This window comes from Desulfocurvus sp. DL1XJH-121, assembly GCF_054819825.1.
In genome coordinates, this window is record NZ_JBTVWW010000016.1 from 40,505 (window position 1) to 65,760 (window position 25,256).

At 66.7% G+C, this 25,256-nt stretch carries 21 protein-coding genes and 1 tRNA gene; 16 read left to right on the forward strand and 6 right to left on the reverse strand.

Annotation, left to right across the window (positions count from 1 at the left end; genetic code table 11):
- The first annotated feature begins 2 nt into the window (after positions 1-2).
- From recD2 to ACYYG1_RS11875, 12 genes are all read left to right on the forward strand, one after another.
- Positions 3-2,276 (forward strand): SF1B family DNA helicase RecD2, encoded by a 2,274-nt coding sequence (gene recD2, locus ACYYG1_RS11820; protein WP_461210519.1) that lies wholly within the window; start codon positions 3-5, stop codon positions 2,274-2,276.
- A gap of 133 nt (positions 2,277-2,409) precedes the next feature.
- On the forward strand, positions 2,410-3,837 hold the full coding sequence (locus ACYYG1_RS11825; protein ID WP_461210520.1) for a glycosyltransferase: 1,428 nt from the start codon (positions 2,410-2,412) through the stop codon (positions 3,835-3,837).
- Positions 3,838-3,844: 7 nt separating this feature from the next.
- On the forward strand, positions 3,845-4,573 hold the full coding sequence (locus ACYYG1_RS11830) for a class I SAM-dependent methyltransferase (RefSeq protein WP_461210521.1): 729 nt from the start codon (positions 3,845-3,847) through the stop codon (positions 4,571-4,573).
- Entirely contained in the window at positions 4,563-6,005 is a 1,443-nt protein-coding gene (locus ACYYG1_RS11835) for an ArnT family glycosyltransferase (protein WP_461210522.1), read from the forward strand. Before ACYYG1_RS11830 ends, ACYYG1_RS11835 begins: the two co-directional genes overlap by 11 nt.
- The gene (locus tag ACYYG1_RS11840) at positions 5,944-6,960 is read left to right on the forward strand and encodes a lysylphosphatidylglycerol synthase transmembrane domain-containing protein (RefSeq protein ID WP_461210523.1); all 1,017 of its coding nucleotides are present in this window, start codon (positions 5,944-5,946) and stop codon (positions 6,958-6,960) included. Before ACYYG1_RS11835 ends, ACYYG1_RS11840 begins: the two co-directional genes overlap by 62 nt.
- Positions 6,961-6,989: 29 nt before the next feature.
- Positions 6,990-8,369, forward strand: a complete 1,380-nt coding sequence (gene thiD / locus ACYYG1_RS11845) for a bifunctional hydroxymethylpyrimidine kinase/phosphomethylpyrimidine kinase (protein ID WP_461210524.1) — start codon at positions 6,990-6,992, stop codon at positions 8,367-8,369.
- A gap of 104 nt (positions 8,370-8,473) precedes the next feature.
- A tRNA-Leu gene (locus ACYYG1_RS11850) sits at positions 8,474-8,556 on the forward strand.
- 251 nt (positions 8,557-8,807) lie between these two features.
- Complete coding sequence (tig, locus tag ACYYG1_RS11855; RefSeq protein WP_461210525.1) at positions 8,808-10,298, forward strand: trigger factor; 1,491 nt, start codon at positions 8,808-8,810, stop codon at positions 10,296-10,298.
- A gap of 160 nt (positions 10,299-10,458) precedes the next feature.
- The gene (clpP, locus tag ACYYG1_RS11860; protein WP_461210526.1) at positions 10,459-11,067 is read left to right on the forward strand and encodes an ATP-dependent Clp endopeptidase proteolytic subunit ClpP; all 609 of its coding nucleotides are present in this window, start codon (positions 10,459-10,461) and stop codon (positions 11,065-11,067) included.
- A 7-nt stretch (positions 11,068-11,074) separates the two neighbouring features.
- The gene (gene clpX / locus ACYYG1_RS11865; protein WP_461210527.1) at positions 11,075-12,328 is read left to right on the forward strand and encodes an ATP-dependent Clp protease ATP-binding subunit ClpX; all 1,254 of its coding nucleotides are present in this window, start codon (positions 11,075-11,077) and stop codon (positions 12,326-12,328) included.
- A gap of 105 nt (positions 12,329-12,433) precedes the next feature.
- On the forward strand, positions 12,434-14,908 hold the full coding sequence (gene lon / locus ACYYG1_RS11870) for an endopeptidase La (protein ID WP_461210528.1): 2,475 nt from the start codon (positions 12,434-12,436) through the stop codon (positions 14,906-14,908).
- A 1,224-nt stretch (positions 14,909-16,132) separates the two neighbouring features.
- Positions 16,133-16,540: a hypothetical protein gene (locus ACYYG1_RS11875; RefSeq protein ID WP_461210529.1), complete on the forward strand. Its 408-nt coding sequence runs from the start codon at positions 16,133-16,135 to the stop codon at positions 16,538-16,540.
- Between the two features lie 82 nt (positions 16,541-16,622).
- On the opposite strand, the gene ACYYG1_RS11880 is transcribed toward ACYYG1_RS11875, so the two are convergent.
- The 4 genes from ACYYG1_RS11880 to ACYYG1_RS11895 form a co-directional block, all read right to left on the reverse strand.
- The gene (locus ACYYG1_RS11880; RefSeq protein ID WP_461210530.1) at positions 16,623-17,366 is read right to left on the reverse strand and encodes a FlgO family outer membrane protein; all 744 of its coding nucleotides are present in this window, start codon (positions 17,364-17,366) and stop codon (positions 16,623-16,625) included.
- Positions 17,367-17,409: 43 nt separating this feature from the next.
- A complete protein-coding gene (locus ACYYG1_RS11885; protein WP_461210531.1) occupies positions 17,410-17,697 on the reverse strand; it encodes a hypothetical protein in 288 nt (95 codons plus the stop codon).
- 11 nt (positions 17,698-17,708) lie between these two features.
- Positions 17,709-18,587 carry a FlgO family outer membrane protein gene (locus ACYYG1_RS11890; protein ID WP_461210532.1) on the reverse strand — a complete coding sequence of 293 codons (879 nt, stop codon included), beginning with the start codon at positions 18,585-18,587 and terminating at the stop codon, positions 17,709-17,711.
- Positions 18,588-18,788: 201 nt separating this feature from the next.
- On the reverse strand, positions 18,789-19,004 hold the full coding sequence (locus ACYYG1_RS11895; protein ID WP_461210533.1) for a dual CXXC motif small (seleno)protein: 216 nt from the start codon (positions 19,002-19,004) through the stop codon (positions 18,789-18,791).
- Between the two features lie 268 nt (positions 19,005-19,272).
- Here ACYYG1_RS11895 and ACYYG1_RS11900 point away from each other — a divergent pair, with 268 nt between their 5' ends.
- Genes ACYYG1_RS11900 through ACYYG1_RS11915 form a run of 4 tightly spaced genes read left to right on the forward strand, consistent with a single transcriptional unit; the run spans position 19,273 to position 22,762 of the window.
- Positions 19,273-19,785 carry a ferritin gene (locus tag ACYYG1_RS11900; RefSeq protein ID WP_461210534.1) on the forward strand — a complete coding sequence of 171 codons (513 nt, stop codon included), beginning with the start codon at positions 19,273-19,275 and terminating at the stop codon, positions 19,783-19,785.
- 54 nt (positions 19,786-19,839) lie between these two features.
- Complete coding sequence (locus ACYYG1_RS11905) at positions 19,840-21,552, forward strand: 2-oxoacid:acceptor oxidoreductase subunit alpha (protein WP_461210535.1); 1,713 nt, start codon at positions 19,840-19,842, stop codon at positions 21,550-21,552.
- Positions 21,549-22,400, forward strand: coding sequence for a thiamine pyrophosphate-dependent enzyme (locus ACYYG1_RS11910; protein WP_461210536.1), 852 nt, complete (start codon positions 21,549-21,551; stop codon positions 22,398-22,400). Before ACYYG1_RS11905 ends, ACYYG1_RS11910 begins: the two co-directional genes overlap by 4 nt.
- 14 nt (positions 22,401-22,414) lie before the next feature.
- Positions 22,415-22,762: a DsrE family protein gene (locus ACYYG1_RS11915; RefSeq protein WP_461210537.1), complete on the forward strand. Its 348-nt coding sequence runs from the start codon at positions 22,415-22,417 to the stop codon at positions 22,760-22,762.
- Between the two features lie 213 nt (positions 22,763-22,975).
- Here ACYYG1_RS11915 and ACYYG1_RS11920 read toward each other — a convergent pair whose 3' ends face one another.
- Both ACYYG1_RS11920 and glpX read right to left on the reverse strand, forming a co-directional pair.
- Positions 22,976-24,079, reverse strand: a complete 1,104-nt coding sequence (locus tag ACYYG1_RS11920; RefSeq protein ID WP_461210538.1) for a hypothetical protein — start codon at positions 24,077-24,079, stop codon at positions 22,976-22,978.
- A gap of 192 nt (positions 24,080-24,271) precedes the next feature.
- Complete coding sequence (gene glpX / locus ACYYG1_RS11925; protein WP_461210555.1) at positions 24,272-25,255, reverse strand: class II fructose-bisphosphatase; 984 nt, start codon at positions 25,253-25,255, stop codon at positions 24,272-24,274.
- Position 25,256 lies beyond the last annotated feature (1 nt).

Here is a 25,256-nt window from a genome sequence, read left to right on the forward strand (position 1 = left end):
GAATGACCCAGACGCTCAAAGCCGAAGTCCGCAGCATCACCTTCCAGAATTCGGAAAACGGCTGGACCGTGGCCCGGGTGGTGGCCGACGGCGAGCCCGGCTTGGTCACGGTGGTGGGCGTCATGCCCCAGGTGCAGCCCGGCGAGCGTCTGGAGATCAGCGGCCAGTGGAAGGAGCATCCCAAGTTCGGCCGCCAGCTGGAGGTCCACGTCTGCCAACAGCTCATGCCCGCCACGGAGAACGGCATCCGCCGCTATCTGGCCTCGGGCATGGTGCGCGGCGTGGGCAAGGTGCTGGCCGGGCGGCTGGTGGAGGCCTTCGGCACCGAGGTCCTGGACATCCTGGACACGGACCCCGACCGCCTGCTCTCCGTGGAGGGCGTGGGCAGGAAGAAGCTCGCGCTCATCAAGGAGTCCTGGGACGAGCAGCACGAGGTGCGCAACCTGATGCTGTTTTTGCAGTCCCACGACGTGCCCCCGACCTACGCCGCGCGCATCTTCCAGCGCTATGGCGGCGGGGCCGTGAACAAACTCAAGGACAATCCCTACGAACTGGCCTACGAGATCCGTGGCGTGGGCTTCCGCACGGCGGACAACATGGCCCTGCGCCTGGGCTTTTCCCCGGACGCGCCCCAGCGCGTGGAGGCAGCGGTCATCTACAGCCTGTTCACGGCCTCCGAGCGCGGGCATCTGTTCCTGCCCCAGGAACGCCTGACCCCGGACACGCTGGAGCTGCTGGCCGGAGCGCGCGGGCCCGCGCCCGCGCAGAACGGCGCGTACGGACCCGAGCCGGACTCGGATTTCGCGCCCGAGGAATGGGGGGAGCCCGAAGACCAGGGCGGAGTGGGGCGGCCCGAGGTGCTGGCGGCGGTGCGCTCCCTTGAGGAGCGCAAGCGCGTCATCGTGGAGGACCTGCCCGAGCAGGATGTGCGCGACGCCGTGTATCTGATGCATTTCTATCGCCAGGAGCGGGAGATAGCCTCGCGCCTCTATCATCTCATTGAGCATCCCGCGCCCATGGACATCGCCAAGATCCGCTCGGTCATGCCGCGCCTGGAGTCCGAGGACCGCATCGAGCTCTCGCCCGAGCAGCGCGAGGCCGTGCTCGGGGGCTGCGAGAACAAGGTCTTCGTCATCACCGGCGGCCCGGGCACGGGCAAGACCACCATCACCCGCATCCTGGTCAAGACCCTGGACGAGATGCGCTTCAAGATAAAGCTGGCCGCGCCCACGGGCCGGGCGGCCAAGCGCATGAGCGAGGCCACGGGCTATCCGGCCTCCACCCTGCACAGGCTGTTGCAGTATTCGCCCGACGGCGGGTTCGCCAAGTGCGAGGACGACAAATTGAAGGCCGACGCCGTGGTGGTGGACGAGGCCAGCATGCTGGACGTGGGCCTGTTCCTGTCGCTGCTCAGGGCCCTGCCCCTGACCTGCCGCTTGATCCTCATCGGCGACGTGAACCAGCTGCCCAGCGTGGGGCCGGGCAACGTGCTGGCCGACGTCATCGAGAGCGGCACCGTGCCCAGCGCCGTGCTCACGCGCATCTACCGCCAGGCGCGCGAGAGCCTCATCGTGGTCAACGCCCACCGCATCAACTCCGGCCAGGTGCCCGAGAATCCGGACCCGCCGAGGCCCGACGACGATTTCTTCTGGGTCCAGCGCTCCAGCGTGGAGGACATCCAGGCCTACATCCTGGACTTGGTGACGCGGCGCATCCCCTCGGCCTACGGCCTGGACCCGCGCAAGGACATCCAGGTGCTCACGCCCATCCACAAGGGCGACCTGGGCACCAAGGTCCTCAACGCCCTCCTGCAGGAGCGCATCAATCCCACGGGCCCGGAGATCCGGCGCGGCGACACCGTGTACCGCCGGGGCGACCGCGTGCTGCAGCTGAAGAACGACTACGACAAGGACGTGTTCAACGGCGACCTGGGCTGGATAGAGGACGTGGACCCGTCCGAGGGCGAAGTGCTGGTGGACTTCGACGGCCGCAGCGTGACCTACGAGTCCTTCGAGCTGGACGAGCTGGCCCCGGCCTACGCCATCAGCGTGCACAAGTCCCAGGGCAGCGAGTATCCCGCCGTTGTCATGCCCGTGGTCACCCAGCACTACGTGATGCTGGAACGCAACCTCATCTATACCGGGCTCACCCGCGCCCGCAAGCTGGCCGTGATGATCGGCCCGCCCCGGGCCATGCACATCGGCCTGGGCCGCAAGGACAGCCGCAAGCGTTTCACGCATCTGCGCTACCGCCTGCGCGGGGCCATCAATTCCTAGTGGGGCGTGCGTTTTGGGGCTCTCTCGGCCCGTCTGGCCTTGGCATCATCAGGGCTTTGGTTTATGAAGCCGTGACGCCCACGCCGGTCGTGCTTTGGCCGGAAATCTGGCTATACAGCAATACGGAATCGCCATGATCCTATCGCCCCACAAGACGCGCATTCGCGACCTGTTCGACGTCCTGGCCCCCGAGAGGGCCAAATGGAAGGCCAAGAACGCCTATTATTACGATGCCCAGGCACGATATCTGCGGTTTCTGGTGCCCGAGGGCGCGCGGGTCCTGGAGCTTGGCTGCGGCACGGGCGAGCTGCTGGCCGCGCTCAAGCCTTCGCTGGGCGTGGGCCTGGATATCTCGCCCGCCATGGTGGAGCGGGCCGCAGCCGCGCATCCGCACCTGGAGTTCCGCGTTGCCGACGCCGAGGACGCCTCCACCTGGGGCCTGGAAGGGCCCTTCGACTTCCTCGTCATCTCCGACACCGTGGGCCATCTGGAGGACATCCAGGCCTGCTTCGAGGCCCTGCGCCCGTTCTGCACGCCCGAGACCCGGGTCATCGTCACCTACTACAACTTCCTCTGGGAGCCCCTGCTCAAGGCCGCCGAGAAAATGGGGGCCAAGATGCCCCAGGCCACGGGCAACTGGCTGTCCCCGGGCGACATCAGGAACCTGTTGTATCTGGCGGACTTCGAGACCGTGAAGACCGACCGCAGGCTGCTTTTTCCCAAGCGCGTGCCGCTCCTCTCGCCGTGCATGGAATTCCTGGGCAGCCTGCCGGGGATCCGCAAGCTCTGCCTGTGCAACTACGTGGTTGCGCGCATGCGCGAGCGGGGCGAGGCCGCCGGGGACATGAGCGTCACCGTGCTCGTGCCCTGCAAGAACGAGCGCGGCAACATCGAGCCCGCCGTGCTGCGCACCCCGGAGTTGGGCAGCCACACGGAGATCATCTTCGTGGACGGCCACTCCGGGGACGGCACCCCCGAGGAGATCCAGCGGGTCATGAAGGCGTATCCCGAGCGGGACATCAAGTTCATGGTCCAGGATGGCAAGGGCAAGGGCGACGCCGTGCGCAAGGGCTTCGCCGCGGCCTCCTGCGACGTGCTGATGATCCTGGACGCGGACCTGACCATGCCCCCCGAGGACCTGTCCAAGTTCTACCGCGCCATCGCCTCGGGCAAGGGCGAGTTCATCAACGGCACGCGCCTGGTCTATCCCATGGAGGACGAGGCCAGGCGCTTCCTGAACCTGTTGGGCAACAAGTTCTTCAGCCTGGCCTTTTCCTGGCTGCTCAATCAGCGCCTGCGCGATACGCTCTGCGGCGCCAAGGTGCTCACGCGCGAGAACTACGAGCGCCTGGCCGCCGGGCGGGCCTATTTCGGGGACTTCGATCCCTTCGGGGATTTCGATCTCTTGTTCGGCGCGTCCAAGCTGAACCTGAAAATCGTGGAGGTGCCCATCCGCTACCGGGCCCGCGAATACGGGGAGACCCAGATCAGCCGCTTCCGGCACGGGGTCCTGCTGCTGCGCATGTGCCTCTTCGCCATGCGCAAACTCAAGCTCGTGTAGGAGCGCCATGTCGTCCCGAGGCATCCTCGACAGCCAGCTTGAGGCCTGGAACCGCAAGCCCTGCCTGCGGCGGCTGTACGGCGGTTGGTTTTCCATGCTGCGCGGGGCCCTGGCCCCGGGGCCGGTGCTGGAAGTGGGCGCGGGCATCGGCAAGTTCAAGGAACACGTGCCCGAGGCCGTGACCCTGGACATCGTGGCCACGCCCTGGACGGACATGGTGGGCGACGCCCAATGCCTGCCCGTGGCCGACGGGGCCCTGGGCAACATCGTGCTCTTCGACGTGCTGCACCACCTGCCGCGCCCGTCCCTGTTCCTGGCCGAGGCCGTGCGCGCTCTGGCCCCCGGCGGCAGGGTGCTGGTCATGGACCCCTACGTGTCCCCGCTGTCGCACTTCGTGTACAAATACCTGCATCCCGAGGGAGTGGACACTGCCTGCGACCCCCTGGGGGAATATGCGGTCTGCTCGGGCAAGCCCTTCGACTCCAACCAGGCCGTGGCCACGGTGCTGTTCTGGAAACAGCCCGGCCGTCTGGAGGAGCGTTTTCCGGAACTCAGGGTGGTGCGGCGCGAGCGCCTGGCGCTCTTGGCCTATCCCCTGTCCGGCGGGTTCGGGGGCCGCGCCCTGGCCCCGGACGGGCTGCTGGCGGCGGTGGAGCGCATGGAGCGCGGGCTCGGGGCCCTGGCTCCGTTGATGGCGTTTAGAACCTTCATGGTCCTGGAGAAACATGTCCGCTAGCACGCGTTTTCTGCTCTACAGCCTGCTGGCCGGGTTGGCCCTGCGCGCGGGGCTCGTGGGTTTGGCCGCCTGGGATCCGACCGTGCCTCCGGGTGACTCCCCCATCTACCTGGGGATGGCCGGGAATCTGATCAGGCATTGGGACCTCGGATATCAGTTCGGCACCGAGCGCATGCCCGTGTATCCACTGTTTCTGGCGGTCTGCCATCAGCTTACGGGGCTGTCCCTGGACGGGAATACCCTGCCCGGGCGTTCCCTGGTCACAGTGCTCATCGTGCAGAACATCCTGGGCATGACTTCGGTGTACGTTCTCCACCGCCTGGGCGCGCTGTTTTCGCGCACGACCGCCGACCTCTGCGCGGGGTTCGCGGCCCTGAACCTGAATATGATCCTGTACAGCAACCAGATCCTCACCGAGGCCCTGTTCTACCCCCTGATGGTGCTCGCGCTGTACGTGTTCCTGCTTTATAGGCGCACCGGCGGGCCCGTGCGCCTAGCCGTGCTTGGGGCGCTTCTGGGGTTCGGCGTGCTGGTGCGTTCGGTGAACATGTACCTGCTCCTGTTCCTGGTGCCATACCTGCTTCTGGAATGGGACCGGGGCGGCCTGGGGCCACGGCTCAAGCGCGTGGCCCTGTTCTGCGCGATGTTCGGGCTGTTCGTGCTGCCCTGGATGGGCCGCAATCTCTATCTGTACGGCCACGCGGGCCTGACCACCCAGGGGGAGTACCATTTGCGGAACTGGGTGCTGCCCATGATCATGCAGAACCAGGAGGGCCTGTCCTACACCGAGGCCACGGCCGCCAGCGCGGAGGCCTGGGACGCGCGCCTGGAGGCCATGCCTCCGGAGGAGCGCAGGGATCCCTTTGCGCGGGACGCCGAGGCCAAGGCCATGTTCCTGGACTACGTGCGCGAGGCGGAGCCGGCGGCCACGGCCACGGCCTGGTTCTGGGGCGCGGTGAAGAACCTCTTCACTCCCGTGGCCGTGGAAGTCGCCAACGCGTTCCAGATGCCCCATACTGGGTTTTCCGATTCCCCTGGGGCCGGGGCCCCGGAGCAGGCCTGGAATTTCCTGGCGCACAACGAAAACGGACTGTACGCGGCCCTGATCGCCCTGGGCGTCGCGGGCACGCTGCTGTTCCGCCTGGTGCAGGCCGTGGGCTTCTTCGTCCTGGCCCGCCGCTGGCCCGGCGCCCTGGCCATCTGTCTGCTGCTCGCGGTCTATTATCTGGCGGTCAGCGGCCCCGTTGGCTACGCCAAGTACCGGTTGCCGTTCGAGGCCGTCTTCGTGCTGCTCACGGCCCAGGGCGCGGGGCTGTTGCCCGTGTTCCGCGGCGGGCGGGCCCCGGCCGCTCCTGTCCGGTCCGCCCCGTATGTGGTGGGGCGTGAGGCCGGGGAGGACGCGCGGCGGGACGCGCCGGGAGGGGACGAATGAAGCGCGGCCTGTCCCTGGCCCTGCGCCTGGTCCCGGCCCTGGCCTGCCTGGCCTGGGTGCTCTGGGATCTGGATTTTTCCCGCCTGGGCTCGGCCCTGGCCGCCCTGGCCCCCTGGCCCCCTGGACCCTGGGGCTGGCGGCGGTGCTCCTGGTCCTGGACTACACGGGCATGGGCCTGCGCCTGTCCGTGGTCAGCCGGGGCAGGGTGGGCGTGGCGGGCGGGATCAACGCCGCGATCCTGGGGCTGGGCGTGAACAACCTGTTGCCCGCCAAGGCCGGGGAGTTCGCCAAGACCCTGTACCTGCGCCAGGAATGCGGCGTGTCCGTGGGCACCAGCCTGGGTTTCGTGTTCTGGGAGCGCTTCGCGGACCTGAACCTGTTGCTCTTCCTGGCCGTGGGCGCGGTCTGGGCCTCGGGCCTGGACCTGGCCGCTGGGCCGCTGGCCCTGGCGGCCTGCTGCCTGTGGGCGGGCGTGGCCCTGGCCGTGCTGGCCCCGTCCCTGGCGGACCGGCTGGCGGGGCTTTTGTACTTCCAGCCCCTCAAGGACATGACCCGGGACGTGGCCGGGCAGTTGCGGGACGGCGCATCCCCCGGGTTGCTCCTGCGCGTGGCCCTGGTGTCCCTGGGCGTCTGGGTCCTGTATTTCCTGCAATTCTACGTGCTCGTGCGCTTCGCCGCGAACCTGCCCCTGACCCCGGCCCAGGCCCTGGCCGCCTTCCTCATGGCCGCCGGAGCCCTGGCCGTGCCCTCCACCCCGGGCGGGGTTGGGGTCTACGAGGCGGTTGTGGTCGCGGCCCTGGGGCTATACCATGTGCCCGGCGAACGCGCCCTGGCCGTGGCCCTTGTCTACCACGCCATGCTCTACCTGCCGTCCACGGGCTACGCCCTGTGGCTGCTGGCCCGGCGCGGCCTGAGCCTCAAGGACCTGCGCCCCGGGGGCGGCGGGCCTTCGTGAATCCATCTTCTTCGCCTCAAAGGAGCACCATGCCTCTTCCTCCCAACATATTGACCATCGCCGGCTCCGATTCGGGCGGCGGCGCGGGCATCCAGGCCGACCTGAAGACCATCTCCATGCTCGGCGGGTTTGGCATGTCCGTGATCACCGCGCTCACGGCCCAGAATTCCCTGGGCGTCACGGGCATCGAGGCCCCGACACCCGGGTTCGTCGGGCTGCAGCTCTCCACGGTGCTGGAAGACTTTCCCGTTCACGCGGCCAAGACCGGGATGCTTTTTTCCGCGCCCATCATCGAGGCCGTGGCCAAGGGCCTGGACGGCAAGTCCTTCCCCCTGGTGGTGGACCCGGTGTGCGTGAGCCAGAGCGGCCATGCCCTCCTGCAGGAGGACGCCGTGGACGCCCTGCGCCGGCGCATGCTGCCCCTGGCGGACCTGCTCACGCCCAACCGCCCCGAGGCCGAGCTGCTGTCGGGCATCGAGATCAAGGACAGGGATTCCCTGTTCCTGGCGGGCGCGCGGCTCCTGGGGCTCGGGGCCAAGGCGGTGCTCGTCAAGGGCGGGCATTTCGAGGAGCGCGAGTCCGGGCGCGGCAGCGTGTCGGACTGGTTGTTCGCGGCCGGGCGCGAGCCCCGCGAGTTCCCCCAGCCCAGGGTGCGGACATCCCACACCCACGGCACGGGCTGCGCCCTGTCCGCGGCCATCGCCACGGGGCTGGGCCAAGGGTTGCTCCTGGCCCAGGCCGTGATCCAGGCCCAGGAGCATCTGAATCTGGCCCTGCGCGCCGGGTACGGGCCGGGCAAGGGCTACGGCCCGCCCAACCATCTGGCCGTGCTGGAGCGCGCCAAGGCCGGGCGCGCCATCCTGGAGGAGCTGGAAGAGGCCTCGGCGCGCCTGTCCCGCGTGCCTTCGGCCCAGCTCCTGGTGCCCGAGGTGCGCATGAATCTGGCCCGGGCCCTGCCCTGGGCCGCCGGGCCCGAGGACGTGGCCGCGTTCACCGGGCGCATCTCCTGCGACAACCGGGGGCGGTTCGTGTTTTGCGGGCCTCCGGCCTTCGGGGCCTCCTCGCACATCGCCCGGGTGCTCCTGGCGGCCATGGCCCACAATCCCGACGTGCGCGCGGTGGCCGCCTGCCGCCTGAACGACAAGACCCGCGAGGCCATGGAACGCAACGGAATGGTCCTGGCCTGGTTCGACCGGGCGGACGAATCCGAGGAGACCCAGGATCTCGACGGCGGCACCATGGAGTGGGGCACCGCCCGCGCCCTGGCCACGGCGAACGACCCCGGAGCCGTGGACGCGGTCTGCGATCTGGGCGGCCCGGGCAAGGAACCCGTGGCGCGCATCCTGGGCCGCGACGCCCTGGACGTGGTGGACAAACTGGCCCGGATATCCGTCGCCCTGCGCCTGTGATGCGTCGTTTCAGGGCTTTTGCCTTGACACAATTGTGGAAATAAGGTTTTAACCCGCTGGCGACGAGGGCCGTCCGCAAGCCGCAGGCGGTCGCGTCGACCTGTGCGAGAGTGGCGGAATTGGTAGACGCACTGGATTTAGGTTCCAGCGGGCAACCGTAGGGGTTCAAATCCCCTCTCTCGCACCAATGATACATCGTTTGAGGGGCTTGCGCAGGCATCACGGCATGCGGCGCAGGCCCCTTTCCCGTGCATCCGTACCGCGCCGTCCCCTCGCCCGTTCTCCGGGCGGCTGTCCGCCCCATCGTCAGGGCGTTGACGCGCGCGCGTATCTCGTTTACGTTGCTCCGTCTTGCGCTTTTGCGCGTAAATCTGCGGCCACGCCGCCTTGAGGGATCAATCCAAGGGAACGCCGAACAGGCCAAGGAGGACAAGTTCCGTGGAATATAAGGTCGAAGAGAAATCTCCGGTTGAACGTACCGTGACCGTCACCGTGCCCGTGGACGAGGCCAACGCCGCCATCGGCGCCACCATCGCCATCTACAGGACCTCGGCTGACTTCAAGGGCTTCCGCAAGGGCAAGGCCCCCTCCCAGATCGTGGAGTCCCGCTTCCGCGCCCAGATCTACGAAGAGGCCACCAGCGACCTCGTCAACTACCATCTCAACGAGATCCTCGGCGAGCTGGGCGTGCAGCCCCTGTCCCGCCTGGACGTTGACGCGGGCCTGCTCAAGCGCGACGAGGAGTTCGTCTACACCGTGAGCTTCGAGGTCGCCCCGGACATCGACCTGCCCCAGTACGAGGGGCTGGAGGTGGACCAGGAGAAGCCCGAGATCGCCGCCGAGGAGATCGACTCCGTGGTGGAGCGCATCCGCGGCAATATGGCCGAGATGGTCAAGGTCGAGGAGGACCGCACGCCCGAGGACGGCGACGTGGTCGTCATCAGCTTCAACGCCTGGCAGGACGGCAAGGCCATCGACGAGATCAAGGCCCAGAATTTCCAGCTCGTCCTGGGCGAGGGCCAGTCCCTTCCCCAGTTCGAGGACATGGTCAAGAAGCTCAAGGCCGGCGAAAAGGGCGAAGAGGACGTGACCTTCCCCGAGGACTTCATCAACAAGGATTTCGCCGGGCAGACCGTGACCATGCGCGTGACCCTGCATGAGATCCAGAAGAAGGTCCTGCCCGAGGTCAACGACGACTTCGCCATCAAGGCCGGCGGGTTCAGCGACGTGGAGACGATGCGCAAGGCCATCGAGCACTCCTATCTCGAGTCCCGCAAGAACCTGGTCAAGGCCGCGGCCCAGAAGAAGCTCATGGACGGCCTGCTGGACGGCCTGGACTTCCCCCTGCCCCCGGCCATGGTCCAGGAGCACGTGGAGCGCCTGGCCCAGGACTACGTGCAGCGCCTGGAGCAGCAGGGCCGCCGTCTGGACGCCACGGGCAAGACCCTTGAGGATCTGCGCGCCGAGAGCCTGCCCATGGCCGAGGAACTGGTCCGCACCCAGCTCCTGCTCCTGGCCATCGCCACCAAGGAAGGCCTCACCGTGTCCCCCGAGGAAGTGGACATGCACATCCAGCGCGAGGCCATCCAGACGCGCCAGGATCCCGAGGCCGTGCGCCGCTTCTACGAGGAGCACAACCTGATGTTCGCCTTGAAGGACCGCCTGCTCTGCGACAAGGCTATGGAGATGATCTACTCCAAGGCCAAGGTCAACGAGGTGGAGCGCGCGGACGAGGCCGGCGACAAGCCCGCCAAGAAGGCCCCGGCCACGGAGGCCGCAGAGCCCGAAGCCGACGGCGAACTGATCATGACCAAGGGCGGAACCCCCTTCAAGACCGAGGGCGCGGCCAGGACCCGCCTGAATTCCATGGACGGGGACGGCGAGATCGTCGAGATCGAGGGCGGCTTCGCCATCAAGCCCCAGGCCTAGCCTGATACGACGCTACGGGCGGGGGCTTCGGCCCCCGCTTTTTTTTGCGGCCCGGGGCGCCCCGGGGGGGTGGACGACCGCCATAGTCATGGCTATTATATCCTTCGGCCCCTCCACAGGCCCGTATTCCAAATCATTACGAGAAAGGGGAGCACAGCAGATGACCACCATTCCCATTGTCGTCGAGACCACCGGACGCACCGAGCGGGCCTACGACATTTTTTCCCGCCTGCTCAAGGACAGGATCATCCTCCTGGGAACTCCCATCGACGATCACGTGGCCAGCCTGATCTGTGCCCAGCTGCTTTTCCTGGAGTCGGAGAACCCCGAGAAACCAATCAACCTGTACATCAATTCCCCCGGTGGAGTAGTGACTGCGGGCCTCGCCATCTATGACACCATGCAGTACATCTCCTCGCCCGTGTCCACCCTGTGCATCGGCCAAGCCGCGAGCATGGGGGCCTTCCTGCTGGCGGCCGGGGAGGACGGAATGAGATTTGCATTGCCCAACGCTAGAATTCTCATCCACCAGCCCCTGGGCGGCATGCAGGGGCAGGCGTCGGACATAGAGATTCACGCCAACGAGATGATCAAGACCCGCAAGCGGCTGAATGAAATTCTTGCCGGGCATACCAAGCAGAAGATCAAGAAGATCGAGAAGGACACGGATCGCGACTACTTCATGAGCGCCGACGAGGCCAAGGAATACGGCCTCATCGACAAGATTCTTGTTTCCAGGGCGGATCTTCAGGAAGAATCCAAGGAGTAGCTACCAGATGACCAAGCAGAAGATGGGCCTGCCCCCGGAACTGTGCTGTTCGTTTTGCGGCAAGAGCCAGGAAGAGGTCCAGCGCCTCATCGCCGGGCCCGACGTCTACATCTGCGACGAGTGCGTTTCCCTGTGCAACGAGATCATCGCCCAGGAAAACCTTTCCCAGGAAGTGGAGGAAGGACGCCTTCTGACCCCCGAGGAGATCAAGGCACTCCTGGACGACTACGTGATCGGCCAGCCCCAGTCCAAGAAGACCCTGGCCGTGGCCGTGCACAACCACTACAAGCGCGTGTTCTACGCCGAGGGCTCGTCCTCGGACGTGGAGCTGGACAAGTCCAACATCCTGCTCATCGGCCCCACGGGCTCGGGCAAGACGCTCTTGGCCCAGACCCTGGCGCGGGTGCTCAAGGTGCCCTTCGCCATCGCCGACGCCACCACCCTCACCGAGGCGGGCTACGTGGGTGAGGACGTGGAGAACATCCTCGTGCAGCTGTTGCAGAACGCGGACTACGACATCGAGGCCGCGTCCCGGGGCATCATCTACGTGGACGAGATCGACAAGATCGCCCGCAAGAGCGACAGCCCGTCCATCACCCGCGACGTGTCCGGCGAGGGCGTGCAGCAGGCACTGCTCAAGATCATCGAGGGCACCGAGGCCAACATCCCGCCCAAGGGCGGCCGCAAGCACCCCCAGCAGGAATTCATCCGCATGGACACGGGCAACATCCTGTTCATCCTGGGCGGCGCGTTCATCGGCCTGGAGAAGATCATCCAGAACCGCAGCAAGGGCGGCGGCATGGGCTTCGGCGCGGACGTGAAGCCCAAGGCCAAGGAAGAGGACACCGGCGAGGTCATAAAGGGCGTCACGCCCATGGACCTCATCAAGTACGGCCTGATTCCCGAATTCGTGGGCCGCATCCCCATCGTGACCACCCTGGAGGAGCTCACCGAGGAGGACTTGGTGCGCATCCTTCAGGAGCCCAAGAACGCCCTCATCAAGCAGTACCAGAAGCTTTTCGAGCTGGACAACGTCAAGCTGCGCTTCACAAAGAACGCCATGGTGGCCATCGCGGCCAAGGCCCTGGAACGCAAGACCGGGGCGCGCGGCCTGCGCAGCGTGCTGGAAGGCATCATGCTGGACATCATGTACCGCCTGCCGTCCATCGAGGGCGTCAAGGAATGCGTGGTCAACACCGCCGTGGTCGAAGGCGGACAGGAGCCCCTGCTCATCTACCAGCAGGAAGCCCGGTCCGCGTAGGCGCGTCCCCGGCGCGTTGACTTTCCGTTTCCCGGATTTATCTTCTTCACTGCCCCCCGGCCGTCGCCGGGGGGCGTGTTGCAAAGACGCAACCCGGAGGGTTGAATGACCAGTTTCATGACCATTGACAACGATCCCCATTCCGACGCCGTTCGCCTGCCGGTGATGTCCCTGCGGGAGGTTGTCATGTTCCCCCGGTCCATCGTGCCCCTGTTCGTGGGCCGGGAGGCGTCCGTGCGCGCCATTGAGACCGCGCTGGCCGAGCACGGCAAGCAGATTTTCCTCGTGGCCCAGCGGGTGCCCGAGCAGGAGAAGCCCGAGCCCGGCGACCTCTACGAGGTGGGCACGGTGTCCAAGATCCTGCAGCTGTTGCGCCTGCCCGACGGCACCATCAAGGTGCTCTTCGAGGGCCTGTACCGCGCCACCTGGAGCGCGGCCTCCGGGTTCGGCGAGCCCCTGGAGGATGACGGCGAGGAGTTCCCCACGGCCTTCGTCAGCCGCCTGCCCGAGCCCGCCGCGGATTCCTCCGACGGCGAGGCCCTGGTGCGCGCCACCCACGAGGCCCTGGAGGAGTACGGCAAGATAAACAAGAAGATCGCCACCGAGACCATCACGGCCATCACCTCGCTGACCCACGCGGGGCGTCTGGCCGACGCCATCATGCCCCACCTCAAGGTGGACTACGAGAAGAAACAGGCCCTTCTGGAGGAAGGGGACGCGTCCAAGCGCCTGGAGGAGACGTTCGCGCTCCTGCAGGGCGAGATCGAGATCGCCCACCTGGAAAAGAAGATCAAGTCCCGCGTCAAGGACCAGATGGAGCACAACCAGAAGGAGTACTATCTCAACGAGCAGCTCAAGGCCATCAACAAGGAGATGGGCCGCGAGGACGACCCCTACCAGGAGGTCGCCGAACTGGAGAAGGCCTTGAAGGCCAAGACCATGCCCGATGAGAACCGCGAGAAGGCCCTCAGGGAGATCAAGAAGCTCAAGCAGATCCCGCCTTCCTCGGCCGAGTACACCGTGGTCCGCAACTACGTGGACTGGATTCTGGACCTGCCCTGGAACGTGTACAAGGAGACCGACCTGGACATCGCCGAGGCCCGGCAGATCCTCGAAGAGGACCATTTCGGCCTGGAGAAGCCCAAGAAGCGCATCCTGGAATACCTGGCCGTGCAGAGCCTGGTGGGCACCATGAAGGGTCCCATCCTCTGCCTGGTGGGCCCTCCCGGCGTGGGCAAGACGTCCCTGTCCAAGTCCGTGGCCCGGGCCACGGGACGCGAGTTCGTGCGCCTGTCGCTCGGCGGCGTGCGCGACGAGGCCGAGATCCGCGGCCACCGGCGCACCTACGTGGGCGCGCTGCCCGGCAAGATCATCCAGGCCCTGAAGCGCGTGGAGTTCAACAATCCTGTGTTCTGCCTGGACGAGGTGGACAAGATGAGCATGGACTTCCGGGGCGACCCCTCGGCGGCCCTGCTGGAGGTCCTGGACCCGGAGCAGAACTCCACCTTCAACGACCATTACCTGGACATGGACTACGACCTGTCCAAGGTCTTCTTCATCACCACGGCCAACAGCCTGCACTCCATCCCGGCCCCCCTGCAGGACCGCATGGAGATCATCCAGCTGCCCGGCTACTTGGAGACGGAAAAGGCCCAGATCGCCAAGCAGTTCCTGGTGCCCAAGCAGATCAAGGAGCACGGCCTCAAGCCCGAGAACCTGAACATCTCGGACAACACCGTCCTGGACATCATCCGCCACTACACGCGCGAGGCGGGCGTGCGCAACCTGGAGCGCGAGATCGCGGCCGTGGCGCGCAAGACGGCCATGCGCCTGGTGGAAGAGGGCGACCTGGACAAGCATCTGAACGTCACCGTGCAGCAGCTGCCCAAGCTCCTGGGCGTGAAGAAGCACCGCCACGGCGAAAAGGAAGACGCGCCCCAGGTGGGCGTGACCACGGGCCTGGCCTACACCGAGATGGGCGGCGAGCTGCTCATGGTGGAGACCGCGCTCATGCCCGGCACGGGCAAGATCCAGATCACCGGCAAGCTCGGGGACGTGATGCAGGAGTCGGCCAAGGCGGCCCTGTCCTACATCCGCTCGCGTTCGGACCTCTTCGGCCTGAAGCGCGAATTCCACAAGGAGATCGACATCCACGTGCACGTGCCCGAGGGCGCCATCCCCAAGGACGGGCCCAGCGCGGGCATCACCCTGGCCACCACCCTGGCCTCGGCGCTGCTCAATATCCCGGTGAACAACGAGCTGGCCATGACCGGCGAGATCACCCTGCGCGGCCGCGTGCTGCCCATCGGCGGGCTCAGGGAGAAGCTCCTGGCCGCCCACCGCGGGCTCATCAAGACCGTGCTCATCCCCAAGGACAACGCCAAGGACTTGAAGGACGTGCCCGCCGCGATCCTGAAGGACCTGACCATCATCGAGGTGGAGAACATGGACGAAGTCCTGTCCAACGCCCTGGTCTGCGCGGATCCCGAGAAGATATTCAGCGGCCGCAACACCGAGGAATGTCATATATCGGCGACTCTCATGAAAGAGGAGCCGCAGGTCAACGGACAGACGCATTAGCGGTTGGACGTTTGATTGAACGTGGGAAAAGGCCGTCTCCGTGGGAGGCGGCCTTTTTCTGTTTTTGTTTGGGAGGGGAGGGGCAGGGGGGAATCGTGGCGCAAAACCATTTGTGCCCTCCCTCCCGCCCACCGCGTTCCCTCGCGGGTAGGGCGTTGGTTTGTCGGGAGTGTTGGGGGAGGCGGCGTGGCCGCGCCCCGGGCGGGTACGGGGGGCTTCGCTTTTCTGATTACCATCACAGCCGCTGCGCCCCCCGCACCCGCCCGGGGCGCTGGGGCGTCGTGGTGGTGCGGTTCCGAGAGGGTGCTTCCCCTTGTGTCGCGGCACAGGTCGTGCTGCCCCGTCGTACGAGCCCGGCTTCGCTTCGTTGATTTCCATCACAGCCGCTGCGCCGGGCAGCGCGCCGGGGCTTGGGGAGTCCCGGGGGGCGGAGCGTTAGGAGCGCTGCACCCCGGGCCGGGAGACGTGGAGGATTACGGCGGCGTGGATTGGAGTCCCCGAGGACGCGGCACGAGTAATGCGACAATCCATGGCAAAGAACCCTCGCGTCGGGCAATGTCCACGGATACCGACCCTCATCCGCTCAACGTCCAAGCTCATCAGCCATCACCAACGGCGCACATCCATACCCGCCCCGTAAATCGGGACCGTAAAGCGAATTCCCGGGCGTACCGTGTAGCCCGAGGAATTACGCAGGGACCGCCTGCCCCCTCGGCGTTATGACCCTGCGGCCTTCCTCCTCCGGCAACGCGCCTCTCGGGTGCACAGTCCCACCCCCTGCATCGGGGCGATAGGGGCGACGCGGAGGCGTATCGCGTAGCCCCGCCAAAGCCCCTGCCCCGCCGACACGCACGGCTTTCACGGGGTGACACGCCTTGGCGTCATCCATACCTAATAAGGGTGCTGTAACGCTTTTGCTTCAAAAGGGGGGCAGGGGAGTGCAGAGGGGCCTGGGGGGCTCGCTCCCCGGCCCCTTTGCCAGCTGGTTCAAAAGCCGCGCTTTTGAACCAGCTGTTCCCCCGAAACCAGACAACCAAGACGTGGCGCGATCGGGTTTTAGCCGCGACTTTTCTCTTTCTTCCCCTTTTCGGCCTACGCTATATGTACCCAACCATCTTGTTTCACAGTAAAATCCTTGGTTGTTGCCTGTCCCTCCCTCGGGTAGGGTCCCCGTGCGGCGCGGGGTGGCGCTGGTGGTGGAACCCGAAAACGAGGAGACGAGCCATGACCGAATGCCTGGCCTTTCTGGACCAGTGGGCCGAGGACCCCAACGAGGTCAAATCCCTGTTCGTGCAATACAAGGACCTGCTGGGCTCCTGCGAGGGCGTGGGGTTGTCCTTCAAGGCCCGGCCCGGGATCAGCTATTCCCTGCGCGGGACCGTGCCGGGCAACGGGCGCGATTTGTTCGTGATGGTGGACGTGGTGGACGACGACCCGGCGGACCGCTGGCTGTCCGTGTGCTTCTACGACGACCAGGTCAGCGACCCTGACGACCTGGGCGACTGGGCCCCCGAGGGCCTCGCCGGGCAGGACGCCCGCTGCTTCAGCGTGGACTGCGCCGATGCGGCGGACATGGCCGTCTATGTGGAGGCGCGCATCCGCGAGGCCTACGCGGCCGCCCGCGCGGTCTAGGCCCTCGATTTTCCGTTTTGCCAATCAATAAGGCCGACGCCCGTGCGGGCGTCGGCCTTTTGCTTTGCGTTGCGATCGCCTTTTATTCCGTGAGGTCCAGGACCTGCGGCGGGTTGCCCGAATAGCCCGGTGCGTTCATGGGGCGGAAGCCTCCCCACGGCGTGTTGGCGGCCTGGGCGGCCGCTTCGCTCTGGGCCACGTCCACCTTGCCCAGCACCGTGCGCACGTTGGGCAGGATGCGGCGGGCCTTGGCTCGGGCCTCGTCGTCCAACAGCTGCCTGGTCTCCTTGGTGATGCCCAGGGTGCGCGCGGCCATGGCCAGGACCTCGCCCGTGGGCGCGTGCAGCAGGCGCACGTTGAAGCGCACGTGCTTGGTGGTCTGGGTGTAGGTGGCCGTGAGCAGCACCGCGCTCTTCACGTAGCGCGAATCCACGAAGCGCAGGTCGCGGGACAGGGCCAACTCGCCTGTGCCCGGTTCGAGCATCAGGCTCTTGGCCTTGCGCACCTCGCGCACGCGGTAGCCGTTCTGCACGAACCAGACGGCCATTTCCTCGCCCAGCAGCCGGGCCAGGGGGCAACTCTGCTCCATGTCCTCCAGGCTCACCGGGGTGGTCAGGATCAGGCTGGTGCCCTTGGCCGGGCCTTCCAGCATGCCCAGGCGCTCGGCCAGCTGGGAGTCCAGCTCCGCCGCGATGGTGCCCGCCGTGGTGGGCACGCTGTCCTCGGCGCGCGCGCCCGCGGCGGCCAGGAGCAGCAGGGCCGCTCCCAGGGCCAGGGCGGCCAGCAGCCGGGCCAGGGGGTGTTCCAGGGTGGCGTGTGCCTTCATGTCGTTTTCCTCGAAAATAGGGGTGCTCGCGTCTTCCACGGGCCTAGCGGCTGCTCAGGATGAGCCTGTCCGTGGCCTCGATCTCCTCGGCCAGGCGGTGGCGCATGTCCTCGTTGCGGGACATGGCCAGCCCGTGCAGGAAGGTTTCCCTGGCCAGCTCGAAACGGCCCTGGGACTGGTATTCGCGGCCCAGGGCCAGGCAGGAGAGGGCGTTCTCCTGGTAGGGCAGGGCGTGGACCTTGGGGGAGCCGAAGTCCAAGGCGTCCAGCGCCGCGCACCCGGACAGGGCGCAGGCCGCGCAGACCGCCACGAGAAAGAGTCGGATGTTCATGGATTCCCCCCTCAATGCAGGTCTTCCTGCTCGAGCATGAATTCAAGGCTGGTCTCGTCCTTGAGCTTGGCCAGGGACTTGACCTCCATCTCCGCCTGGCGCAGGCGGATGCCGCCGCCGCGCTTGAGCATGGTCCAGGTCACCGGGGTCTGGGCGAAGACCAGGTTGGCCGTGCGCAGGACCATGCCGTCCCCGGGACGGTACAGGCGCGCGTTCACGAACACGTTGTGCTTGTCGAAATAATAGGTCCCCGTGAGCACCAGCCCGGCCGTGGGCGTCTGGGAGGCCTCCTCCATGCGCCGGCTCAGGGCGAACTCGCCGTCACGGGCGCGGGTCATGATGCGCGGCATGGTGCGGTATTCGCGCACGGGCACGTCCAGCTGGTTCAGTTCGTAGAACAGTTGCTCCGCGATGTAGCGGCCGAAGGAGGAGGAGGCGTCGAAGTCGTCCTGGTTCACGAAGGAGGCGGGCATGGCCACGCCCCCGGCCAGGGTGTCCCTGCCGGCCTCGAAAAGCTGGGACGCGAGCTCGCGGATCTTGAGGCGCAGTTCGCGGGCCCCGGCCACCTCGGGGGAGGGGCGGGTGATGGGCTTGTCCGAGCCGATCCACACGTAGTCGCCCTTGCCGTCGGGCACCAGGGCCCCGGCGTGGACCAGGGCGTCGCCGTACACGTCGTAGGCCTTGCCGTCCACGTGGAAGGTGCCCATGTCCTGGGCCACGGTTCCGGCCCCGGGGTCGAAGGGACCGGGGCCGCCCACGGACTGGGCGTTGTGGTCGGCCAGGACCCGGGCCTGGGCGTCCAGCGGGTTAGCGTCCGCGCACCAGGCGGAGCCCGCGGCCAGGGCTGCGCACAAGGCCAGGGCCGCCGCGCGGATCGTCATAATTTTCATCGTCTCGCTCCCTCCGGGGTTGGTCGCCGGTGCGATGGCTGCATCGTGCTTACGGTCCTATCGGACGGTTCGCCGGAATCCTTTACCTTGCTTGGGACATGGCAAAGGGAACCGGCCCCCGGAGAGGGCTGGGTAGGGTGGATCGTCTGGAAATCCGGGATGTTCGGAATTCCGGGGCCCGGGAAACGGGCCGGGAAGGGATCAGACGCGGTCGCAGGGCACGTTGCCCATGAAGTCCTCGATGGCGTCCAGATAGTCCTTGTATTCCTCCAGGCGGAAGCGTCCGCCGCAGCGGTTGCAGAACACGGTGACCTCACGGCAGCTGCGGATCACGCGCAAGCTGCCGTTGCATTTCTTGCAGGCCATGCGGGTCTCCTCCTGGCGGGAATCCCCGAACCGGACCGGTGCCTCGAGCATCGCTTCTTTCCCCCTGTTGCGAGCCATGGATGGAAGAACGGTCCTTCTTGTGCCTCATTTCCCCGGCGGGGGCAAGCCGCGGGAAGGACTTCACAAGGAGATGACGAAATTGTTTCGTTTCAGGCGCGGATTGGGGGCTTGCGCATTCGCGGACGCGATGTATCTTATACGGGTGCGGCCCGGCGGGGGAGTTGTCCCGGGGCCGCGAATCCAGGTACACAGGCGGCGGCGCGTCCGCCGAGCAACCCGTTCGCAATCGGAGGAAGCCATGATTGGCAAGAAAATGGAAAAGGCCATCAACGAGCAGATCAAGTGGGAGATGTATTCCGGCTATTTGTACCTGTCCATGTCCGCCTGGTTCGCGGACCAGGGGCTGCCCGGGTTCGCCCAGTGGATGCGCGTGCAGGCCCAAGAGGAGTTGTCCCACGCCGTGAAGTTCTACGACTACGTGCTGGATCGCGGCGGCCGCGTGGAGCTGCTCGCCGTGGACAAGCCCGAGAACGAGTGGAAGAGCCCCCTGGCCGTGCTGGAGCACACCCTGGAGCACGAGCGGTCCGTGACCGCGCGCATCAACGACCTCATGAGCCTGGCCCTGGACGAGCGCGACCACGCCGCCGGCATCTTCCTGCAGTGGTTCGTGGAGGAGCAGGTGGAGGAGGAGGACAACGTGGGCGACGCCCTGGACAAGCTGCGCATGGTCTCCAAGGACGGCTCCGGCCTGTACATGCTGGACAAGGAGATGGCCACGCGCGTGTTCACGCCGCCCACCCCGGCGCAATAGCCTCACCATAGCCCCCCGGGGCGCCCAAAGTCGCCTTGGCGGCAAGGAGGAAGCATGGCCGAACGATCCGTGAGCATCATGATCGGCGGCGCGGCGGGCCAGGGGCTGGCCACTGTGGGCCGCCTTCTTTCCAAGAGTCTGGTGCGCGCTGGCTACGACATCGTGGTCCGCCAGGACTACATGTCCCGCGTGCGCGGCGGGCACAACACCTTCATCGTCCGGGTCTCGACGGGGAACGTGCGCGCCCCGCGCGAGGCCATGGACATCCTGGCGGCCCTGAACCAGGAGAGCATTGACCTGCACCTGGACGATCTGGCCGAAGGCGGCCTGGTCTTCGCGGATCCGGCGCTGGACGCCAAGGGCCGCCCGGGGCTGTCCATTCCCTTCGCGGACCTTGCGCCCACGCCCATCTTCCAGAACGTGGCCGCCCTCGGGGTCCTGGCCTCGGTGCTGGGCCTGGACCGCGACGTCCCGGCCGGGCTGCTGGCCGAGACCTTCGGCAAAAAGGGCCAGGACGTGGTGCGCGCAAACCACGAGGTGCTGGACGCGGCCTACGCCTGGGTGGCCGAGCAGGGCCTGGGCTTCGAGCCCCTGGCCCCGGCCCCGGAGCGCGGCCCGCGCATGATGCTCGGCGGCAACGAGGCCATCGCCTTGGGTGCCCTGGCCGCGGGCGTGCGGTTCTGCTCCTTCTATCCCATGACTCCGGCCACCTCCGTGGCCCAGAACCTCATCACCCACGGCCGGTCCATGGGCGTGGTGGTGGAGCAGGCCGAGGACGAGATCGCGGCCGTGAACATGGCCATTGGCGCGTCGTTTTCCGGGGCGAAGTCCCTGGTGCCCACATCCGGGGGCGGCCTGGCCCTGATGACCGAAGGCGTGAGCCTCGCGGGGGTGTCCGAGACGCCCCTGGTCTGCGTGGTTGCCATGCGGCCGGGACCGGCCACGGGCCTGCCCACGCGCACGGAACAGGCGGACCTGGATCTGGTGCTCTACGCCGGGCACGGAGAGTTCCCCCGCGCGGTGCTGGCCCCCGGGACCCCGGCCGAGGCCTTCGAGCTGGCCCACCGGGCCTTTGATCTGGCCGAACGCTGGCAGAGCCCGGTGTTCGTGCTTTCGGACCAGTTCTTGGCCGACTCCTGGAGGGCGGTGGAGCCCCTGGACGCCCGGGCCCTGCCCCCCGTGGCCGGGCCCCTCAAGGCCTGGGACGGGGAGGGCGCGTACCAGCGCTACGCCGTGACGGACAGCGGCGTGTCACCGCGCGTGATTCCGGGCTTCTCCCGGGATCTGGTGCTGGGGGACTCCCACGAGCATACCCCCGACGGCCACATCACCGAAGACAGGGACGTGCGCACGGCCATGCAGGACAAGCGCCTGCGCAAGGGCTGCGGCCTGTGGCAGGAGGTCGTCGCCCCCAGCTACGAGGGCGGCGAGGCCCCGGAGCTGCTGCTGGTCTCCTGGGGCTCCACCCGGGGCGCGGCCGAGGAGGCCGCCGAGGACCTGCGCGCGCGCGGCGTGGACGCGGCTTCCCTGCACTTCAGCCAGGTCTGGCCCCTCAAGGCCGACCAGTTTCTGCCCCGGCTCGAGGCCGCGGGCGCGGTGGTCGTGGTGGAGGGCAACTCCACGGGGCAGTTCGCCCGCCTCCTGCGCCAGGAAGGCGCCGAGGTCCACGGCATGGTGCTCAAATACGACGGCAGGCCCTTCACGCCGGAATGGATCGTCGCGGCCCTGGGGGAGAAAGGATTCGCGACGGGGGAGGGACAAAAATGATCGAGATCAAGGAATACGGCGAGTTCGCCACCTCCTGGTGCCCGGGCTGCGGCAACTTCGGCATCATGCAGGCCCTGCGCCAGGCCCTGGCGGAGCAGGATATCGCTCCCCACGGATTCCTGTACGTGTCGGGCATCGGCCAGGCGGCCAAGGCCCCGCACTACATCCGCTGCAACGCCTTTAACGGGCTGCATGGCCGCGCATTGCCGGTGGCCCAGGCCTGCCGCCTGGCCAACCACGAGCTGCCCGTGCTGGTCTCCTCCGGGGACGGCTGCACCTACGGCGAGGGCGGCAACCACTTCCTGGCGGCGGTCAGGCGCAACGTGAACCTCACGCTCCTGGCCCATGACAACCAGATATACGGCCTGACCAAGGGGCAAGCCAGCCCCACCACCATGGAGGGCCAGGTCACCAAGACCCAGCCCGCAGGCGTCACGGCCGAGCCCTTCAACCCCGTGCTCACGGCCGTGGCCATGAAGTGCTCCTTCGTGGCCCGCTCCTTTGCCGGGGACGCGGAGCATCTGGCGCGGATGATCGCGGCGGGCATGCGGCACAAGGGCTTCGCCCTCATCGACATCCTGCAGCCCTGCGTGTCCTTCAACAAGGTCAACACCTTCGCCTGGTACAAGGAGCGCGTGCGGCCCCTGCCCGAGGGCTACGACCCCACGGACTGGACCCGGGCCCTGGAAACGGCCGCGCGCTTTGGGGACGAGATCCCCGTGGGCGTGATCTACACCAACGACCGCCCCTGCCTGGAGGATCGCCTGCCGCAACTGGCGGCCGGTCCCCTGGCCGCCGCGGACACGGACCTGGACGCCCTGGACGAGGTGTTGCGTTCGTTCATTTGAGCAGGGAGGAAAGCATGAAAAAGGTGGTCCTCTATCCTTTCAACGGCGAGGTCCTGTGCTTCGTGCACGTGATGCTCAACGCCCTGGACATGAAGCAGCGCGGCTACGACGTGCGCCTGGTGTTCGAGGGCCAGTCCGTGAAGCTCATCCCCGAGCTGGCCGACCCGGGCAGCCCCTTCAACGGGCTGTACGAGAAGCTCAAGGAGTCCGGCGTGGTGGACGGGGCGTGCAAGGCCTGCTCCCGCAAGCTGGGCGTGGCCGAGGCCGTCGAGGCCGAGGGCTTCGCCCTCATCGGCGAGATGGGCGGCCACCCGGCCATGGGCGGGTATATGGACAAGGGCTACGAGGTCGTCACCTTCTAGCAGGCCGTCCATAAGGTGCAATCTGCTTCGTCAGCGTAAAAATCCGGACCGCTTATGTATGTGTAATACACCACGCGCCCCGGATTTTTCCGCTTCCTCGCATCTCACACCTTCTGAACGGCCTGCGGGATGGTTTTCCGTCCGTTTCTTGTGATGCAAAGGGCCCGCGCGCCGAGTGGCGCGCGGGCCTTTTGCCTGCCGTGTTCGCGGGGCTCATCCGTCCTTGTACGGATGGTCCCCACCCATGGTCTTTTTCAGCGCCTTCAGGCTGGTGCTGGTCTGGTAGAACGTGGACCATTCCTGGAGGTGGGCCGGGAGCGCGGTTTCCTGCGTCGTCTGCCGCTGTCCCCAGTCCACCTCGCGCTGGGTGATGACCTCCTTGCCGATCAGTCCGGTGTTGGCGCATTTCTCGAAACGGGCCGCGTAGGTCTTGATGACCACGGAGAGTTCCGTTTTCCAGTTGGCGGCCACGTTTTCCACGGTTTCGTAATCGAGATTCAGTTCCGCGGCGAAGACCTGCTCCAGGTCCAGCTCGCTGGTATAGGCGATCTGCCGCGTCTGGGCCACCGTGGTCACGATCTGCGGCCAGGCCCTCCAGAAGCCGATGTCACGGACCTCGTTCCATTGCTTCAGGATGTCCGTGCCCACGTACAGGGTCGAGACGCGCAGGCCGTTGATGATGGCGTAGCCCGAGGACTGGGCCCCGGCCTCGTTGTTGGTCTTGAGTATTTCGGCCACGTCCGTGGACTCGTCGGCCACCGTGCCGTAGGCCCACCTGAAGATCATTATTCCGTTCTTGTTCACTTGGTTGTTCAGCGTCGTTTCGGCGGCCTTCAGTTGGCCGAGCTTCGTGGAGTAGGCCGTGGCCGCGTTGGCGTCCACGTTGTTGAATATGGTCGTGCCCGACCCCGCCTTGGCGTTGATGTCGTTCTTGAGCATGTCGATGCGCGCCTGAACCACTTCTTCCGTGAGCTGCTTGACGGTTTCGAGCTGGGTCTTGATGGCTATTATGGCGTTTTCGTCGTCCGACCCCTGCACGGTTTTGCTGATGATGAGGCTTTGTTCCCCCGGGGCGATGCCCGTGGCCGTCAGCGGGCCCCGGGCCGGGTTGTAGCTGTAGAGCCTTCCGGGTTCGTAGGCGGCGTTGAACCCCGGGATGGAGACCGAGGAGTACTGCCGCCCGTAGAACCAGCCCTGGCGTTTGGATTCCGAGGTGATGTCCTGGAAGGACGTGACCATGGCCTTGTGGCTGCACCCCGCCAGCAGCATGGCCACGACCGCCAACAGTAGAATGGTTTTTGTCCTGTCTTTGCGCATGGTTTTCCCCTCCTTTTGTCGTGTCTACTATATTGATCATTGTATACATACACGGCAAAAGGGGGCTTGTCCCATGGAAAATGCGGTTTGGCTCCGGAAATACGCCCGGAACCGAACTGCGGTCGTCCGGAAATAAAAACGCCCGCAAGCACTGGTGCTTGGGGGCGTTTTGGGAAACTTGATGCCTGGGGCCTAGTCGTACTTCACGCTGGAGAAGCGCATCAGTTTTTCGAAGGTGTGGTGGGCCTCCACGAAGCGGGTGCAGCCGGTCTTGCCGCGCATGACCAGGGAGTGGGTCACCGCGCCGGGGCCGGTGTAGCGCACGCCCGAGAGGAACGTGCCGCCGGAGATGCCCGTGGCCGCGAAATACACGTCGTCGGTCTTGACCAGGGCCTTGACCGTGAGGATTTCGCGCACGTCCTTGCCGGCGTCCATGAGCGCGCCTTCCTCGGCCTTGGAGCGGGGGTCCAGGCGGGCCAGCATCTCGCCGCCCATGGCCCGGATGGCGCAGGCCGAGAGCACGCCCTCGGGGGTGCCGCCCGTGCCCATCATCACGTCCACGTTGGAGCGCGGGTCAACGGCCATCAGCGAGCCGGCCACGTCGCCGTCGGTGTGCAGCTCGATGCGCGCCCCGGCCCTGCGGATCTCCTCGATGAGGGTCTTGTGGCGGGGCTTGTCCAGCACGAAGACCACCAGGTCGTCCACGTCCTTGTCCAGGGCCTTGGCGATGCGCGTCAGGTTTTCCTTCACCGGCGCGTCCAGGTGCACCACGTCCTTGGCCGCCGCGGGCACCACCAGCTTCTCCATGTAGAAGCTCGGGCCCGGGTCGTACATGGTTCCGGCCGGGGCCACGCCCACCACGGAGATGGCGTTGGGGCGGCCGAAGGCCAGCAGGTTGGTGCCCTCCACGGGGTCCACGGCCACGTCCACCTTGGGGCCATCGCCGGTGCCCAGGCGCTCGCCGTTGAAGAGCATGGGGGCCTCGTCCTTCTCCCCCTCCCCGATGATCACGGTGCCGTCGATGTCCAGGGCGTTGAAGGACAGGCGCATGGCGTCCACGGCCGCGCGGTCCCCTTCCTCCTTGTTGCCCTTGCCCAGCCAGCGGGCGGAGCTCAGGGCCGCCGCCTCCGTGACCCGGACCAAGTCCAGGGCCAGATTTCTGTCCGGCGCTTCAATC